The sequence below is a fragment of the Bacillus sp. AR2-1 genome (assembly GCF_008368755.1).
In the GTDB taxonomy this organism is placed as follows: domain Bacteria; phylum Bacillota; class Bacilli; order Bacillales; family Bacillaceae_G; genus Bacillus_A; species Bacillus_A wiedmannii.
Genome location: NZ_QORY01000009.1, coordinates 1 through 15,549 on the forward strand (window position 1 = coordinate 1; position 15,549 = coordinate 15,549).

Annotated in this window: 17 protein-coding genes and 1 pseudogene; 15 read left to right on the forward strand and 3 right to left on the reverse strand. The window is 31.7% G+C overall.

The annotated features are described in order from the left end of the window. From DT250_RS13280 to DT250_RS13330, 8 genes and pseudogenes are all read left to right on the forward strand, one after another. A partial coding sequence (locus DT250_RS13280; protein WP_255450116.1) for a methyl-accepting chemotaxis protein occupies nucleotides 1-643 on the forward strand: 643 nt, incomplete at its 5' end. Between the two features lie 230 nt (nucleotides 644-873). Beyond that, the gene (locus tag DT250_RS13285) at nucleotides 874-1,308 is read left to right on the forward strand and encodes a MarR family winged helix-turn-helix transcriptional regulator (protein ID WP_255450118.1); all 435 of its coding nucleotides are present in this window, start codon (nucleotides 874-876) and stop codon (nucleotides 1,306-1,308) included. 54 nt (nucleotides 1,309-1,362) lie between these two features. Then, entirely contained in the window at nucleotides 1,363-2,559 is a 1,197-nt protein-coding gene (locus DT250_RS13290; protein WP_149213112.1) for a serine hydrolase domain-containing protein, read from the forward strand. Between the two features lie 1,255 nt (nucleotides 2,560-3,814). Next, nucleotides 3,815-4,439 (forward strand): annotated as a pseudogene (locus tag DT250_RS32230) (thermonuclease family protein). Nucleotides 4,440-4,489: 50 nt separating this feature from the next. Then, nucleotides 4,490-4,693, forward strand: coding sequence for a hypothetical protein (locus DT250_RS13315; protein ID WP_149213113.1), 204 nt, complete (start codon nucleotides 4,490-4,492; stop codon nucleotides 4,691-4,693). A gap of 73 nt (nucleotides 4,694-4,766) precedes the next feature. Then, a complete protein-coding gene (locus DT250_RS13320) occupies nucleotides 4,767-5,054 on the forward strand; it encodes a hypothetical protein (RefSeq protein ID WP_088113978.1) in 288 nt (95 codons plus the stop codon). A 43-nt stretch (nucleotides 5,055-5,097) separates the two neighbouring features. Then, nucleotides 5,098-5,535 carry a disulfide oxidoreductase gene (locus DT250_RS13325; protein ID WP_149213114.1) on the forward strand — a complete coding sequence of 146 codons (438 nt, stop codon included), beginning with the start codon at nucleotides 5,098-5,100 and terminating at the stop codon, nucleotides 5,533-5,535. 73 nt (nucleotides 5,536-5,608) lie between these two features. Continuing rightward, nucleotides 5,609-5,902, forward strand: a complete 294-nt coding sequence (locus tag DT250_RS13330) for an ArsR/SmtB family transcription factor (RefSeq protein ID WP_000207868.1) — start codon at nucleotides 5,609-5,611, stop codon at nucleotides 5,900-5,902. 307 nt (nucleotides 5,903-6,209) lie between these two features. On the opposite strand, the gene hfq is transcribed toward DT250_RS13330, so the two are convergent. The 3 genes from hfq to DT250_RS13340 form a co-directional block, all read right to left on the reverse strand. Further along, nucleotides 6,210-6,395, reverse strand: a complete 186-nt coding sequence (gene hfq, locus DT250_RS13335; protein ID WP_098837574.1) for an RNA chaperone Hfq — start codon at nucleotides 6,393-6,395, stop codon at nucleotides 6,210-6,212. A gap of 190 nt (nucleotides 6,396-6,585) precedes the next feature. Next, nucleotides 6,586-6,726 carry a hypothetical protein gene (locus DT250_RS31655; protein ID WP_179952841.1) on the reverse strand — a complete coding sequence of 47 codons (141 nt, stop codon included), beginning with the start codon at nucleotides 6,724-6,726 and terminating at the stop codon, nucleotides 6,586-6,588. Further along, the gene (locus DT250_RS13340) at nucleotides 6,723-7,817 is read right to left on the reverse strand and encodes a Rap family tetratricopeptide repeat protein (RefSeq protein WP_149213115.1); all 1,095 of its coding nucleotides are present in this window, start codon (nucleotides 7,815-7,817) and stop codon (nucleotides 6,723-6,725) included. The genes DT250_RS31655 and DT250_RS13340 overlap by 4 nt, the downstream gene beginning before the upstream one ends. A gap of 188 nt (nucleotides 7,818-8,005) precedes the next feature. On the opposite strand from DT250_RS13340, the gene DT250_RS13345 reads away from it, so the two are divergent. From DT250_RS13345 to DT250_RS13375, 7 genes are all read left to right on the forward strand, one after another. Continuing rightward, entirely contained in the window at nucleotides 8,006-8,236 is a 231-nt protein-coding gene (locus tag DT250_RS13345) for a hypothetical protein (protein ID WP_255450120.1), read from the forward strand. Nucleotides 8,237-8,956: 720 nt separating this feature from the next. Beyond that, on the forward strand, nucleotides 8,957-10,165 hold the full coding sequence (locus tag DT250_RS13355; RefSeq protein WP_149213117.1) for an MFS transporter: 1,209 nt from the start codon (nucleotides 8,957-8,959) through the stop codon (nucleotides 10,163-10,165). Nucleotides 10,166-10,195: 30 nt separating this feature from the next. Continuing rightward, nucleotides 10,196-10,369: a hypothetical protein gene (locus DT250_RS31660; RefSeq protein ID WP_164970745.1), complete on the forward strand. Its 174-nt coding sequence runs from the start codon at nucleotides 10,196-10,198 to the stop codon at nucleotides 10,367-10,369. A gap of 113 nt (nucleotides 10,370-10,482) precedes the next feature. Next, nucleotides 10,483-11,628: a radical SAM/SPASM domain-containing protein gene (locus DT250_RS13360; RefSeq protein ID WP_149213118.1), complete on the forward strand. Its 1,146-nt coding sequence runs from the start codon at nucleotides 10,483-10,485 to the stop codon at nucleotides 11,626-11,628. After that, nucleotides 11,621-11,935, forward strand: coding sequence for a hypothetical protein (locus DT250_RS13365; RefSeq protein ID WP_149213119.1), 315 nt, complete (start codon nucleotides 11,621-11,623; stop codon nucleotides 11,933-11,935). Before DT250_RS13360 ends, DT250_RS13365 begins: the two co-directional genes overlap by 8 nt. After that, nucleotides 11,910-13,433: a B12-binding domain-containing radical SAM protein gene (locus DT250_RS13370; protein WP_149213120.1), complete on the forward strand. Its 1,524-nt coding sequence runs from the start codon at nucleotides 11,910-11,912 to the stop codon at nucleotides 13,431-13,433. Before DT250_RS13365 ends, DT250_RS13370 begins: the two co-directional genes overlap by 26 nt. Next, on the forward strand, nucleotides 13,430-15,538 hold the full coding sequence (locus tag DT250_RS13375) for a carbamoyltransferase C-terminal domain-containing protein (protein WP_149213121.1): 2,109 nt from the start codon (nucleotides 13,430-13,432) through the stop codon (nucleotides 15,536-15,538). The genes DT250_RS13370 and DT250_RS13375 overlap by 4 nt, the downstream gene beginning before the upstream one ends. The last annotated feature ends 11 nt before the right edge of the window (nucleotides 15,539-15,549 follow it).

Genomic DNA, 15,549 nt, shown 5'->3' on the forward strand with positions numbered 1-15,549 from the left:
TCAACAGATGGATACAATCCAAAATTCAGTACATAACGGTGTGAAACAAGTAGAGACTATGAAAGAACAATCAGAAGAAATTGTTAAAATCATTGATGTTATGCAGGGTATTACCTCTCAAATTAACTTATTAGCATTAAATGCCGCAATTGAGGCTGCACGTGCTGGGGAAAGTGGTAGAGGATTTGCAATTGTGGCAGATGAAGTAAGAAAATTAGCAGAACAATCTAGTGATTCTGCAAAAAAAATTGAGAAGCTTATTACTCAAGTTATGGGAGCAACGAACCACACCGTAGACATGATGGGGAAAGTAGATAATGAGGTACAGGCAGGTACACAAGTAGTAATGCACACAGAAAAAGTATTTGGAACAATTACAGAAAAAGTAAAACAAGTATCTGAGAAAATTCAAACGGTATCTATGTCTACAGATGAAATTGCAAAGAGTAGTGAAGAGGTTTCTGCCTCTGCAGAAGACATGGCTCAAATTTCCCAAAGATCATCTGACCGAACTGATAGGGTAAAAGAGTCTATTCAACAGCAAGAAAAATCTGTTCAGGAGATTTCAATTTCAGTTGAACATCTGCACAGCGTAGCTGGGGAATTAAAACAGATTGTTTCCCAATTTACTCTTCAAAAATAGTAGTGTATGTAAGTCTACATATTAGTCAGGCTGTGAAGAAAGTCTTCTCCACAGCCTGTTTTTTTGTACCTGAACCTCTTTTTTTATGACTTATCAACAAAAATCAGCAAGCTTTCAGTTCAACGTAAGCCAACTAAGAATGAAAAAACGTAAAAAGGTTGACATACGATTGACGTTTAATAAATCACTTGATAATATATTAGATATCTAACATGTTAGTGGGTGATTTTTTGTCTTTATATGAACAAGTTAAACGCATTAATGAAGCTGAATATACAATAAACCGCTTGATATATAAACATTACAAGCAATATTTAAATAGTGGCATTACAACACAACAAGCTGTTGTATTAGATATTGTATATTTAGCGAAACGTATTACGGTCGGCGAAATTGCGATTGAAATGAATATAAGCTCTAGCGCGGTTAGCCAATTAATAGCGAAATTAGAAAAGAATAAATATATCAAACGAGAAATTAATCTTCAAAATCGACGTGAAATATATATAACGTTAGATGAAAATGGATTGGAGTATTTTTCGAAGCAAGATTATGTAGAAAAGCAAATTGCAGATAAAATTTACAGTAAACTTTCATCAGAAGAGCTAGATGAATTTGAAAGAATTGTTGATAAATTAAGGGGGATTGTAATGAAGGAATTATAAAAATCCCTTCATGCCTAATGTGTTAGATGTCTAATTTGTTTAGGGGGCTAAAATATGAGAGGTTTACTTGAAAATATCGCTTTTAACGGTGCAGTTTATTATGAAAAAAACGGTCAAATCAAGCAGTATTTTCATGGTTATCAAGAACTCGAAAAGAAGCGCCTTATTAACAAAGATACACAATTTAATCTAGCATCATTAAGTAAAATGATTACAGCGGTAATGGCGTTTCAGCTAATCGAAACAGGACAGCTACAGTTAGAAGATAAAATTACATGTTGGTTTAACGTACCATATTTTACAGAAGTAACAGTTGCAGAATTACTTACACACACATCTGGTATTCCAGAGTATATCACGGAAGATTTAACAATATGTGTTGAAACATTTATCGAAGGAGTGCTACCACAATATACATCAAATGAGCATTGGTCTTATAGTAATACGAATTATGTTTTACTTGCCAAAATAATTGAAAAAGTGAGTGGTTTATCGTATGAAACGTATTTGCAACAATATATTGCAGAACCATTAAATCTTACTCATATGACCACGCAACCCGTAAAGCAATTTGTAGCGCAAGGTCAAACGTTTAATTATGAGGAGCAACAATATAAAAATGTGCTTGATGACCCATATTTACACGAAATCGAAAAATATAATGATCAATATGGTGACGGTGGTATTTATGCACCAGTCGCAGAGGTAGCGAAGTTTTTAAAAGCATTTTGGCAAGGGCAGTACATTAGCAAAGAGATTGTTCAATTTATGTTAACACCGACAGAAGTCAATAATAATTATAGTTATGGTTTTATCATTCAAAATGAGTGGGTTGGCCATACAGGTGGATGGCTTGGTTGCTCAGCACAAGCCTTTATGAATATATCTACAGGGGAAGTGATTGTGTTAGCGACGAATCAAGAAGTGTTTCCTCAATATGAACAAGAAATTATGCAATACTTAATGGGAATACAATATGCTGTAGAAGCACCAAAATATGTGATGACTTTACCGCTCACAACTAAAGATGATATTACGGGTTGTTATGAATTAGCAGATGGACTTGGCACAAGATTTACAATTAAAAAGGATGTACAATTTATGATTTCATTTGAACATCAGTTGTCTGTGCCACTTTTTAAAATAAATGAGTCATATTATTGGATACGTAATACGATGAGTTATGTAGATGATGCGAAGCATTTATTTATCGATGAAGGTGTTGAAATACCATATCAAAAAGTCAATTGATATGGTCAGGAAGGTTCTGTTGTGAACTACTCGCCACTTAGCAAAGCTTGAAGTGGCGAGTAGTTCACAGAAGAAAGTAACCTTTAGATTCCCTGAAATAACGCTCTTGTGGTAAGATTGATATTTTACACAGGGACCGAATGGCTTGGTTTTCGCACTCTATTTTCTTACTACAACCTCCTATATCAAGTTATCAAAGAACTTCATATAGCTCGTTTATCAAAAGTTTTTTGACTTTGCCAAACCGAAATTCATCTCCCACCTATCGTTGGGTTACGCCCTTCACACGCTTGAGGAAGGAGAATTCTTTCGCGGAATACTTTAAAATATCACATGTATAATTCCCCTTATTCCTTTTTCTAGAGTGTCGCCTCAGTTAGACAACTTTTCAACAGGTTTTTCAAAGTCATCCATTTTTGTTAAACAATATGATATTGATGATCAGTATAAGTTATCAGTTTGCGCTATGCATAATAGCTTTTCTGCTAATACTCAACATGTTAATTTTTTTAGTATATTGAAAGAAATACTGGGTAAAAAGGTATTATTTTAGTAGCAGGTGATCAATTGGGTTATATGAATGTAAGTATCAAACCATCCTCACCTACAACTGTTTTAGAATTATTAATTTTGTATATAAAATTAATAAGATTTATGATATGATGAAAGTATCAAAATACTTCTAAATCTATCTTGCAAAAGGACACACCTACGCATACATATGCCATCGGTGTGTCCTTTTTTGTTTTCTATAAGTTTCTGAAAAAAGAGCGGGAACGGGAATTGTTTATAAGTAACATATCAACAATCAATGTATCTTTTGGGAATGTGGAGAAGCAGAATAAGGGATGTGAGATGCCAACATGCGCCAAATGTAAAAAGCAATCATTCAGGGTTACGTTTAAAGAACATCTAAAAAAGTGGGTTCCATTTTGTCTATGGTGTGCTTATAAGGAAATGAATCCAGCAAATATCCCCTATAAAGATAAGCTTTTAAAGGAGTAATTAATGAAAACATCAACAACTTATATTATTTATAATTTATTTAGCTGTATTTTTCGAAACAGGTTCGTAGTTCTTTATCCCTATATTTATCCATTGGCTTTATGGCGCATTTCATCATGGGGAAAATCACTTCACGCTAAAGTGCAATTATGTGTTTTTCTGAGTCTATTATTCCTACATTTTTCCTTATGGTTATTATGGTATTTAGGGTGATAGAGTGCTTTACAAGCTAGAATTAGTAGGATAATACATTAAGAAGTCTTGGATTAAGGTTATTTGGATTACACCTTTCTTTTTGAAATGTCTGTATGCAGCAGTTCGACACAAATAAATGATTCAAAGCCGGACGGAATCCTACACAAAGGAATACAACAGCACGCAGAAGGGAAAGGTATTGTTGACATTTAAGAAACTTAAAGGCTTAAAAATAGTTAAAGGAAAGGTAGTTAAAGGATGGAGATACGATAGACGAGATCATAAATGGGCAGAACCAGACCGTAAGATTGCTCTTATTGGATACCCCGGAGTCTGTATCTCAAAATAATTCCACCACAAAAGATGGAAAAAGAAGCATCCTCATTTCTAAAGAAACAATTATATGGAAAAAGTGTAACATTGGTCTATGATTATGGACCAAAATAGGACAAGTATGGTAGGGAATCGGCATATGTATTTTGTGAAGGGATACATATCAACGAATTAATGGTCAAATCAGGATATGGGACTGTAGCTTACATTTCAAAACCTAACACTTTACTATTTCCACAAATGCTAGAAATTGAAAAAGAAGTAAGGCATCAAAGATTGGTGTGTGGAACATTAAAGGATATGTGGATGAAGAGAAACATCATTATAATCGTAATGATGCGACTTAGCACCCAATCTATTGCAATATAAATATTCGTACAAAATGGAGGTTTTTTGAATGAATGAAAACAAAAGAAATATGCTCTTATCCTTTATCATTTCAATTTTATTTATTTTCGCGAGCCTATTACCATTTAGTAATAATGAATATGTGTATGTTATCTCCAAAATCGGTGCTGCAGCTGGTGTAATAAATATTGTGATGATGAGTGTTTTCTTGTATTTTCAAAGCAAAAAAACGGGACATTTATTAAATCAGTAAATTAAAACTTAATAGTTTTCCTTACTCATATCTTTTTAAGCTTGGTAAGGAAAACCGAAAAGGAGTGTGAAAGGTGAGTCAAGTACCTGGATTTTTGAAGTTTGTTTTAGCGAAAGAAAGACGGTATGTATATTTAGTTGTAGCAGAAAAGAAAAACAAAAAAGTACATACACACATGGTATATAGATTTGGTCCGCTAGAAAAAGCATTAGAAACCATGTACGAAATGCGTGGTGATTTTGAAAATCTTTTCCCTCTAGAATTAAAAGAGAGGGGATACGACTGGGAAGATATCAACGATTGGATACTTTCTATTGAAACAGGGTACTCGAAACACGGAAATAAACTAGTCATATATTAGCAAATATTTTGCATTTTAAAAAAACACGTGAGGCGAAAATAAGATGTCGATCATTCAAAAGTATCACATTGCAATTGCTTGGACGATAGCTACTAGTGCAATGCTTATAAGTTTAATTTTTAGTGAATGGATGAAGCTGCCTCCATGTGATTTGTGCTGGTATCAAAGGATGGCCATGTATTCATTAGTGTTAATATTGGGTATAGGAATGTATAGAAAAGACCCTAATGTAAGTATATATGCATTTCCATTTGCATGTATTGGATTAATAATATCGGTCTATCAAATTACGATTCAGGCTTTTCCAACAAATGAAATGAAGATATGTTCAGTAGGTGTTTCTTGTACAGAAGATTATTTGAATTTGTTTGGTTTCATCTCGATCCCTATGCTATCTTTTGTTGGATTTTTAGCCATCATAATACTTTTATATATTAAACCTGATAAAGAGACAAAAGAACAAATAACACAGCGATTATAATCGATATACTCATACAAACACAAAATACTCATAACTTAAAAATAAAAAAAGAAACTAAAAAGGAGAAATTAAAATGACAACTATTCAAGCAAGTAATGAAATGCACAAAATCCCAGAGGCGGATGTAGAATTATTAAAGATTATGGCCCATCCAGTTAGGTTACAAATCGTGAAGGAGCTAGAACACCGCAAGATTTGTAATGTAACACAATTAACGGAGCTATTAGATATTCCTCAATCTACCGTATCTCAGCATTTATCTAAAATGCGTGGGAAGATTCTTCGTTCGGAAAGAAGGGGATTAGAGATGTATTATCATATTGTAAATTCAAAAGCATGTCAGATTGTTAGTGTACTAGGTTTATAAATAACGAAAATTAAATAGCAGATTACATGAATAAATATAAAATAAGGGCAGCTATGCCAAGCTGCCCTTATTTTAATTGTGATTTTGCATATATTTGTGTGCGTTTAGTATAGCAAATATTATTCTTTTCTATCAAACTTCAACCTTATTTTTTCTCAATATGTTTCGTTTACTTTTATATTATAATAAACTTAATTCTTTTTATTTATGCATATTTCCTGGGGTGAATCCTTGTACTGAGGATTCCTTTTTTATTTTACACTACTTCAAAAATAAACGTAATTCAAATTGGATTTTAAGCTGGTATTCATAAAGAAACTGTTGAAATAGCCTGTTTGTAAATGAATTGTTGCTTTCCGTGACTGGAAACTAGCACTGAAAATTTATCAACAGCGATAATTATCCCTGGCACCCTTACTCCGTTTATTAAAAATATCGTTACTAATCTTTTTTCCTCTATTAATTTCGTATAAAAATTTTCTTGTGTATGCATTAATAGTTTCTTCCTTTCTTTAAATGTTCTAATCTTTTTAGATCCTTCTTATGGATGCAAAAAGAACGGTATAATTATAACATTTTCTACATATTAAAATTTTGTGATTTTAATATTTTGTTATTCTTACAAGGGGACCCCATATAAAAATAAAAGTCCTCACAATGAAGTGAAGACCTTTGTTTATTTATCATCCGCCAGTATGGCCGTGAGCATATTGTACGACTTTATCCTCGCTAAGAGCTTTTTGTGTATCAGTTACATTGCTAGCGTTAAACATAATCGTGAATACGGCTGTTAATCCAATTAAGCTAAACATTACTTTTTTCATTTTAAAGCCTCCTTTTCAAAGTTTTGTTCTTCTGCTTGATGGCTAAGATAAAAATAATCGCTTGCTTTTGAACGGTTATTTTCTTGATGGAATAAAACCGCTAACTTTTTAGCGTATTCTTGTACATATTCATGTAGGTCTTCCTTATTAAAATAAGAAATTCCTGTTTTAATTGTCTTCTCTAATTCGTCAGCAGCGACCTTTTGATTTAATTTTTCTAAAATTAAAAAGTGATGTTCGTATTCCTCATTCTTTAGCTCTTTACAAATATCTAAGCCTTTCACTATAAGATTAGAAGTTTCTTTGGACTCACCGATTTTCATATGCTCCCTAGCTTTAATAAAGATTGCTTTATAATCTTTAGGGAGTTCTTGTATTACTTCAGAGAGGTATCGTATTGCTAGTTCAGATAAATTTTGACCTGAATACATTAAACCTAAGTTATGACGTACAAACGTGATATTCTTTTCTTCACCAGATTTTTTGAATGTATTAATAGCTGTAATGAAATGTTCTTCAGCTTCCTCAAATTGTTTTAAATGAGTACAAGCTAATCCAATTAAATTATCACATAATCCAATATTAGTTTCATATCCTGCATGCTTTTTAAAGATATCCTTTGCTTTGGTAGCTTCTTTAATTGCAGCAAGCGGTTTGTAAATATGATAATGGAAAGTTGATAATTTAAAATAGAATTCAGCATGCTCAATTTCATCGGGAATGTGTTTTAAGAGTAATTCAGCTTGATTATAATGTTCTTTTGCACATGTAAAATCACCTGTAATATTTGAATGAATAGCTTTAAAGAAGTGGTAGTAGTATTGTAGAAACTGATCTGCAGGTACACCCAATGAATCTACTTTATCAAAACTATCTTTTCCAATACTTAAACTATCAAGCATATATTGATGACGAAAGTCTAAAAGAGCATAGTATAAAAGTAGGTTTTGATCTTCTTCAATGTTATGTATTTTTTGATCAATCTCAAGTTTTAAATTATGTGCCTTTCCTACATGTCTGGCACGTATCTCTATGTACCAGTCATTTAACATTTTGGTAACTTGCTCGTTCCCCTTTACTGAAACAATCATTATATATTCCCCCATCCTATAGAAGTATGCTAATGTTATATATTACCATTGCAGCAAAATCCCCTTTGTATTTAACTATTTTATATTTATTTTTCAATAAAATTCAGAAAAATTAGTCAATTAAAAATATCCTCATTATGTTTTAAAATAATATATATATTAATATATATTATGATAATTCAATTTAGGTGACTAACCATGTTTATCTAAATGTAGAAGTATTAGAAGAAGTCCGTCAGGGAGAGGATCATAATTTATTTGCGGTAAAAGGGGAAGAAAGAGACATACTGCAGCAGTTAGAGATGGATGGATTTAATTTTGAAGATGTAGAATGGGGAATTGAATTATCGACATTACGTAAAAGAATAAATGATTTCCCGAAAGGCTCAATTCGTAAAATTGGCACGACATATTTATAAGTCATGGCTGGTTTTTGAGTGGCGTTAAAGTACATATATCAAATTCCACTCCTAAAACCACGTATTTTGATCAATCTTCTTTCAAAATACGTGGTTTTTTGTATTATTACATCAATGTTTATAACTCACTTTGATAAAAATTTATTTTAAAGCTACAAATAAAAATAGGTGAAAAGAAGTTAAGTGCCATAAAAATATGACTAAATATAAATAATATACTTTCATTTGCAATAGAATGAGATGATCTAGAATTATGCCGAATTAATATTAAAACATATATTATAGAAACTAAAATGAGTAGAAGTAATAGCATAAAAAATTGTAACCTATTATATTCTGTGTATGCTGCAGTAAGAATAGCAGGTTTTATAGCAATAGAAAAAAATATTAGATACAACATAATAAAAAATTTAACAAGTGTCTGTACAATTAAATTCTACATCATTCATTAAAATTTCTAAGATTCAGTACTGCGTTAATATGCCTACTATAATATATATCGTAAGCATGGCATTTCCACTTAAAAGATATTAGTGTTTGGATAAGATCTAAACGCTTTATTATTTTAAAAAAATAATCAGATAATTTAGATAATTAATTGACATATTTTTGGTAATTGTATACAATATTTACTATATTATAGATTGATTACCACTAAAAATTTGCTAGAATTCATAAAACATCCTTAGTAATATCATTCGGCATAAAGGAGCTAATTAAATGAGAAATAATAAAAATTTGTGGATACTTATGTTTGGAGTACTTGGTGCAGAGCTTGGGATGTGGCTGGGACTTATAGGGAATTTAGAATTTCTTCAGAAGAATGTAGAATCCAGTTTCAATCAGTCACTCATATTAATAATAGGTATAGCAACTGGTTTCATTTTTGGCCCGTGGGCAGGTACCCTTATTGACACATTAAATAAAAAGTTTGTACTTATTCTATCAGGAGTAGTTCGAATTTTTGCGGTCTTATTTATGTTAATGGCTGTAAATTTAAATTCTGTAATTTGGATGCTGGTATCTATGTTTTTAATAGGCATAGCTTCATCATTTTATTTTCCAGGAGTTCAGTCAATAATCCCATTAATCGTAAAAGAGGAAAAATCCTTAATAGAAGCAAATGCCATTCAAATGAATGTAATGACCTTTGCAAGAATTATAGGTACTGCACTAGCAGGTGCTTTACTTTTAATAATCTCTTTAAAAGAAATATATACATATAGTTTAATAGCCTATTCAATACTGCTAATAAGTACATTCTTTTTAAAATTTGAAGAACCAAAAAAAGTAGTTAGTAAAAGAGGAAAAAAGAAATTTGCATTCAAAGAAGTATTCCCAATTATTAAATCAAATCCTCTAGTGTTTAAATCGTTAGTTTTATCGATTATACCTTTTAGTTTCATTTCAGGATTTAACCTAATAGTAATAGAAGTCAGTAATATTCAAAGTGATCCTTCAATTAAAGGTTTATTATATACAGTTGAAGGATTAAGTATGATAGTAACTGGGTTTTTAGTGAAGTCTTTAGTGAAAAAAAAGGATATTATAAATTTTATAATCCTATCTTGTGTGCTAATGTTTATCTCTGAATTTTTATTGATTTTTTCATCTGCAACAATTATCCCTTTTATCTCATTCTTCCTATTTGGTTTATCTTGTGGGATATTTATGCCATTAACAGCTACTTTATATCAACGACAAATTGAGAGTGAATTTCACGGGAGATTTTTTTCTTTTAAAAGAATTGTAGAAACAGGTATTGGACAAATTGCATTGTTAACCCTAGGTGCGGGTTTAGATATATTGGACTTAACTGAATTAATGATTTTTGTAACTGTAATTTCTTTAATAATAATTATTTATACTATTGCAGCCCCTTCATTAAGAGATGAAAAAGAAAAAGATGTTGATGAAGTTTCTTGGTAGTAAATCTGAATTGAAAGGAGGTGAAATATTATGAAAAAATTCAAGCCAGCTTTTGAGGTAACACAAGTAGGATCCATGCAATGGAATCGTACGAACCCAGGTTCAATTGTTGAAGCAACAAATCAAGGGAAAGCGGTAGATATTCCTCAGGATGTTCTAGAACAAGTGAAAAATGCAATTAAAGCTGAAATTAGTAAAGGATAATGAAAATGAATAAGATTTATACTTAGTTAATAATAAAAATTCTTAAATATAAAGGTAGGTACTTTATTAATTTTATAAAGCCTGCCTTTATATTTTAAAGAAGGAGAAATATTATGAAATTTAGAGGACCAGTTCATGTAGATTTCAATTTGACTAATGGGTGTAATTTAGCTTGTTCTCACTGTCACAGTTCTTCAGGACCAAGATTAGATAATGAACTTAAGACTGAAGAAATTTTAGATGTTATAACTGAAATTTATTCTATGGGTGTTCTAAGGATTGCTTTTGCTGGTGGAGAGCCTTTTATTAGAAGAGATATTATTGATATTCTTTCACATGCTTGTTCATTTCCAGGATGGCAGGTATCTGTTATATCAAATGGATTGTTTTTTACGGAACGAAACATTAAATTATTAAAGGAAAAATGTCCGAACTTAAACGTTAATATTAGCTTAGACGGATCCACTGCTGAAAATTATAGTATATTAAGAAAGCAGGTTAACAATCCTAATTTCAATCCTGTTCCTTTATTTAAAAAAGTTGTAAAAAGTATTAAGGATATGGTGAAAGCCGGATTTAATACATCTGTTAACTTCACTTTAACTAAAGCCACAATTGAAGATTGGATACCAACATATGAGCTAGTAAACGATTTAGGTGCACATGCTTTGGTTGGAATTAAATTTTTCCCAGGAGGGTATGGTAAAGAGCACTTAGAAAAGTTTGAGTTACCTTATGATCTTTGGAGTAGTTATTTCACAGCAGTAACCAGAGAAAAGTTAAAAGGTAAGTATAATAAAATGCAAATTTCAGTTCCTGCTGCCTGGGAGTTTTATTTACCCTTTATTCAAGGGAATATAGATATTAAATCAGGTGAAGATGTTTGGAATTACCGAAGTCCATTACAGGAGAAAGAGTATCGAAAAGATAGAAGTGTTGGGGATATCGCGGGAGTAGCAGAATTATCTATTTCATCAAATGGCGATGTATTTCCATCAATACTTTTAATTGGGGAAGATGAATTATTGTGTGGGAATTTGAGGGAAGAAAATATTCGGAATATTTGGAATGATAGCGAGGTATTAAGAAGCTTTAAAGATTTGGATATAGAACTAATACGAGGAATGTGTAATAAATGTGGAATAAAAGAAATGTGTGGTGGAGGTTCTAGATCTAGAGCCTTTGCAGGTATTGGTAACATTTTGGCTGAAGATTATACATGTCCACTGGTTAAAGGGAGAGAAGTAATAAATGTATAACATGAAGATAATTGGAAATAGTTGCAATGCCATTAGAATTTATCGGGATCAGTTTGGTTGTGAGATTCGATTTGGAAGCGCATTAATTACTTGTAATGAAGATGCTGCAAGGATATTAGACATCGTTACAACTAGCAGCCCTAAAGAGGGGTTAAAAATACTTGCTACATTAACTGGTGAAAATGAGATTTTACAAAACTATAAAATGGTTAAGGAAGTCTTATTAAATTTAAACAAAGCAGGTGTTTCACTTGAAATTTGGAATGAGGAGTGGTTAAACTTTGATAAACAAAATTCCGGAGTATAGAGATGTATTAGTATTGGCACCATTCCGAAGAGCTGTTTTCAGAAACGCTGTATCCTCACTTTACCCTTTTATAGAACCTATTGATTCGCCCCCGTTACTTGTTGCTGGAGCAATACAAAGTAAAGGTCTGGGAGTAAATTATTTTCCATTAATTAATCTTTTTAATGGTTACAACGAAGAAACTGACTACCCAAAATTATACGAATTATTGAAAAATAATCCTTCTAAAATGGTTGTTTTTAGTGCAGACAATTTTATACCAAGTAGAAGCACAGCTTCTGTGTATGGAATTAGAACTATATCTCGTATTCTACGAGATATGAATCCTAGAGTAATTGTTGGGGTTACTGGAAGAATGGCCACAGTTCTTAAGGAAAAATTATATAAAATAGTTCCAGAACTTGATTTTTCAATAATTGGTGAGCCGGAAGAAGTGATAGGGGATATTTCTGCAGAAATATTAATTAACGGATTAGGAGCAGCTGATAAAAAATTTAATTCTTTATTAACTAAAAATAATGTAAATAAAGTTACAGTTCCTGCAATGGTAATGGATTTAGAAAATATGGCTTTACCAGCATATGAATTGTTGGAACACACATTTGAAATATATGAGGATTTAACAGGTATTAAGCCTAAAAACATCCCATTTAGTATCAGAACAACTTTAGGTTGCAAATTCAGGTGTAGATTCTGCAGTGGGGTTCCCAACTGGTTAAATTATAGAAAGAAATCACCTGAAAGGATAGATAAAGAAATTAAAAGAATGAAAAGATTTTTAGGAGAAATAGCTACAATCTCATTTTTGGAAGATGAAATCTTTACAAAAGATATTGAACATGTGAAAAAAGTAACAAATATATTCAAAGAGAATGGAATTTTCTTAGAAGGATTGTATACACACTCCTCTTTAATGAGTTCTGAGATAGCTCAATTATTATTACCCATAACAAATAGAGTATATTTTGGCTTAGACAATGCAAATGACAATATTTTAAAAAAAATGGGGAAGGGGCAAAAGTTAGATACAGTTTTACATGCCATTGAATTAGCTAGGGATAAAGGGTTAAAAGTTCACTTAGAATGGATTATTGGTACGCCAGAAGAAGATATTGATTCCTTATTAACTTCTTTGACTACAATTTTTAATTTGTTAAGCACAGGAATAGTGGATAATATAAATACTTATGTATACTGTCCACATCCAGGAACAGAGTATGCCATGGATCCAGAGAAATATAATTTAAATATTGTTGAAGATTTTGATTATATGCAGGAGTCAGGTGGATATCCCACATACTCTACCGATAAACTGAATAGGAATCAAATATTTACTGCTTATTTAATGAGCCAACTAATCATTATAGAGGCTAAGCAAGCAAGAGAACACTCTGGAATCAAAACTTCTGTAAGGTTTCAAAATAAAAAAGAGCTTAGATATCTTTTTAATTCAATTAGTGGCACCCATGTGGTAGATGGTATAGGAGGAAGACGATGAAAAGTAATCATGTATATATTCTCGGAGTAAATATGTCAAATCATGATAGGTCCGCCTGTTTATTGAAAAACGGAGAGGTTTTAGTTGCAATTTCAGAAGAGAGACTAGATAGAAGGAAGAAATCCGAAGGATTCTATGAGAACAATCCTAGAAGTATAGTCATTCCTCCGTTGGCTTCAATTACATATGTACTGCAAGAAGCTAATATATCTTTAGATGAACTAGATTTAGTTGTATGTGGAAGATCAATAAATTCTTGTAAAAATGATTTCCTATCTTATTTCCCTATAGACTCTACAAAAGTAGTTGAAATTCCTTTACCTGGTCATCATCTAGCTCATGCATATAGTGCTATCGGGACAGCACCTTTTAAAGAGGCCGCAATACTTGTCATAGATGAGCAAGGTCATCATTTAAATGGAAATTTCGAAAAATGTTCCTTATACCATTATACCTCAGGAGAAATCCAAGAAGTAAGAAAATATTTCGGTAATAAAGAAGATATTTCTTTAGGAATGTTTTATGATATTTTTGCCTCACTGATTGGTTTAAGTGAAGCAAGGACCCCTGCTGCTGGTAAACTTATGGGATTAGCTCCTTATGGGAATAAACGTGATGAATGGCCAGAATTAATAACTCTCATAAATGGAGACACTTATATTTCGCTAACAAGAATTGATAATTTTTTGTCAAACATTCTTCCTATTAGAAAAGGTATGGAAAATTATTTGGTAACTCATATAGATGGACTGCTAAAAAAATATATTGCAATTCATTGGGATACAACCCTAGCATATGATTTAGCATATAAAGCTCAGGAAGAACTTGAAAGGGCTATCTTGTATTTATCTACTGATTTATTAGAGCGTACTAGTGCAAAATGTTTATGCTATGCTGGTGGAGTAGCTTTGAATTGTACTGCTAATGGAAAATTATTAGATATCGGGTGGGAGGACATCTTTGTGCACCCTGCGGCAACTGATGATGGTAATGCAATTGGGCTAGCTTTATATGGTTGGCATAAAGTACTCAAAAATCAATTAGATGTACCCATGGAATTCAATCCATTTCTAGGAAAAAAATATAAAATTGATGATATTATGATGAGTTTAAAAAATTATAATCTAGATGGATATGTTGAAAAAACTAATCCCATAACTATAGCTGTAGACCTATTATTAAATAATAAAATTATTTGCTGGTTTCAAGGGCAAAGTGAGTGGGGACCTCGGGCATTAGGTGCGAGGAGTATATTAGCAAACCCTTTGATGAATGGAGTAACCAAAATACTAAATTCTAAAATTAAGCTTAGAGAGCATTTTAGGCCGTTTGGTATTAGTGGAACTGAAAAAGGTATTGAAAAATTACTTTATACTGATAATGTTGCCACTTCCTTAAAGCCATATATGCTGGCTGTGGGTAAAGTGAAAAATCATAATTTAGATGAGATTAAACATAAAGATGATACAGTCAGATTTCAAGTGGTTAATCCAAATCTACAACCTAACTATTATAAGCTTATAAGAGAATTTGGGGGAATAACAGGTATTGAAGCAGTAATTAATACATCTTTTAATGTATTGGGTGAACCGTTAGTAGAGAGCCCAAATGATGCAGTAAGGCAATTTCTGTTAACCGAGGCTGACGTATTAATTATTGATAATTATGTGTTAAACAGAGAGAATATACCAACATCGCTCTATAAAGAAATACAAAAGGAAGCTTTTAATCAAACTTATGTGGATAAGTTAAAGTTATTACTTAATTTAGAGTATTTAGGATACGAAGAAAAAGCAGATAATATTCTATCGAATTTTGGTTTGTGTGAAAAAGATTATCTTTCATTAGGTGCTAGTGATTTTCGTTCATATTGTGAATATATGCTAAAACTAGCTATAAGACAAAAAAATTTCAATATGGCTGAAAACTATGCGAAAAGTATATTAGAATGGAGTGCTTATTCGAAAGAATCAGCAACTGCGATAGAGTTTTTAGTAAATTATAAAAATGATGAGTATAGAGATATTGCGTACTTAATTAATCAGATAGCACCCCAAGGGGAGGCAAGTAATTTCTTTAGAAAACTACTTAGTGAGCAAATATAATTTAGAAAGGA

Bases quoted from the DNA above. Each gene is read 5' to 3' on its own strand.
- DT250_RS13290 (WP_149213112.1), top strand. From the start codon at position 1,363: ATGAGAGGTTTACTTGAAAATATCGCTTTTAACGGTGCAGTTTATTAT.
- DT250_RS13315 (WP_149213113.1), top strand. From the start codon at position 4,490: ATGAATGAAAACAAAAGAAATATGCTCTTATCCTTTATCATTTCAATT.
- DT250_RS13325 (WP_149213114.1), top strand. From the start codon at position 5,098: ATGTCGATCATTCAAAAGTATCACATTGCAATTGCTTGGACGATAGCT.
- DT250_RS13330 (WP_000207868.1), top strand. From the start codon at position 5,609: ATGACAACTATTCAAGCAAGTAATGAAATGCACAAAATCCCAGAGGCG.
- hfq (WP_098837574.1), bottom strand. From the start codon at position 6,395: ATGCATACACAAGAAAATTTTTATACGAAATTAATAGAGGAAAAAAGA.
- DT250_RS31655 (WP_179952841.1), bottom strand. From the start codon at position 6,726: ATGAAAAAAGTAATGTTTAGCTTAATTGGATTAACAGCCGTATTCACG.
- DT250_RS13340 (WP_149213115.1), bottom strand. From the start codon at position 7,817: ATGATTGTTTCAGTAAAGGGGAACGAGCAAGTTACCAAAATGTTAAAT.
- DT250_RS13355 (WP_149213117.1), top strand. From the start codon at position 8,957: ATGAGAAATAATAAAAATTTGTGGATACTTATGTTTGGAGTACTTGGT.
- DT250_RS31660 (WP_164970745.1), top strand. From the start codon at position 10,196: ATGAAAAAATTCAAGCCAGCTTTTGAGGTAACACAAGTAGGATCCATG.
- DT250_RS13360 (WP_149213118.1), top strand. From the start codon at position 10,483: ATGAAATTTAGAGGACCAGTTCATGTAGATTTCAATTTGACTAATGGG.
- DT250_RS13365 (WP_149213119.1), top strand. From the start codon at position 11,621: ATGTATAACATGAAGATAATTGGAAATAGTTGCAATGCCATTAGAATT.
- DT250_RS13375 (WP_149213121.1), top strand. From the start codon at position 13,430: ATGAAAAGTAATCATGTATATATTCTCGGAGTAAATATGTCAAATCAT.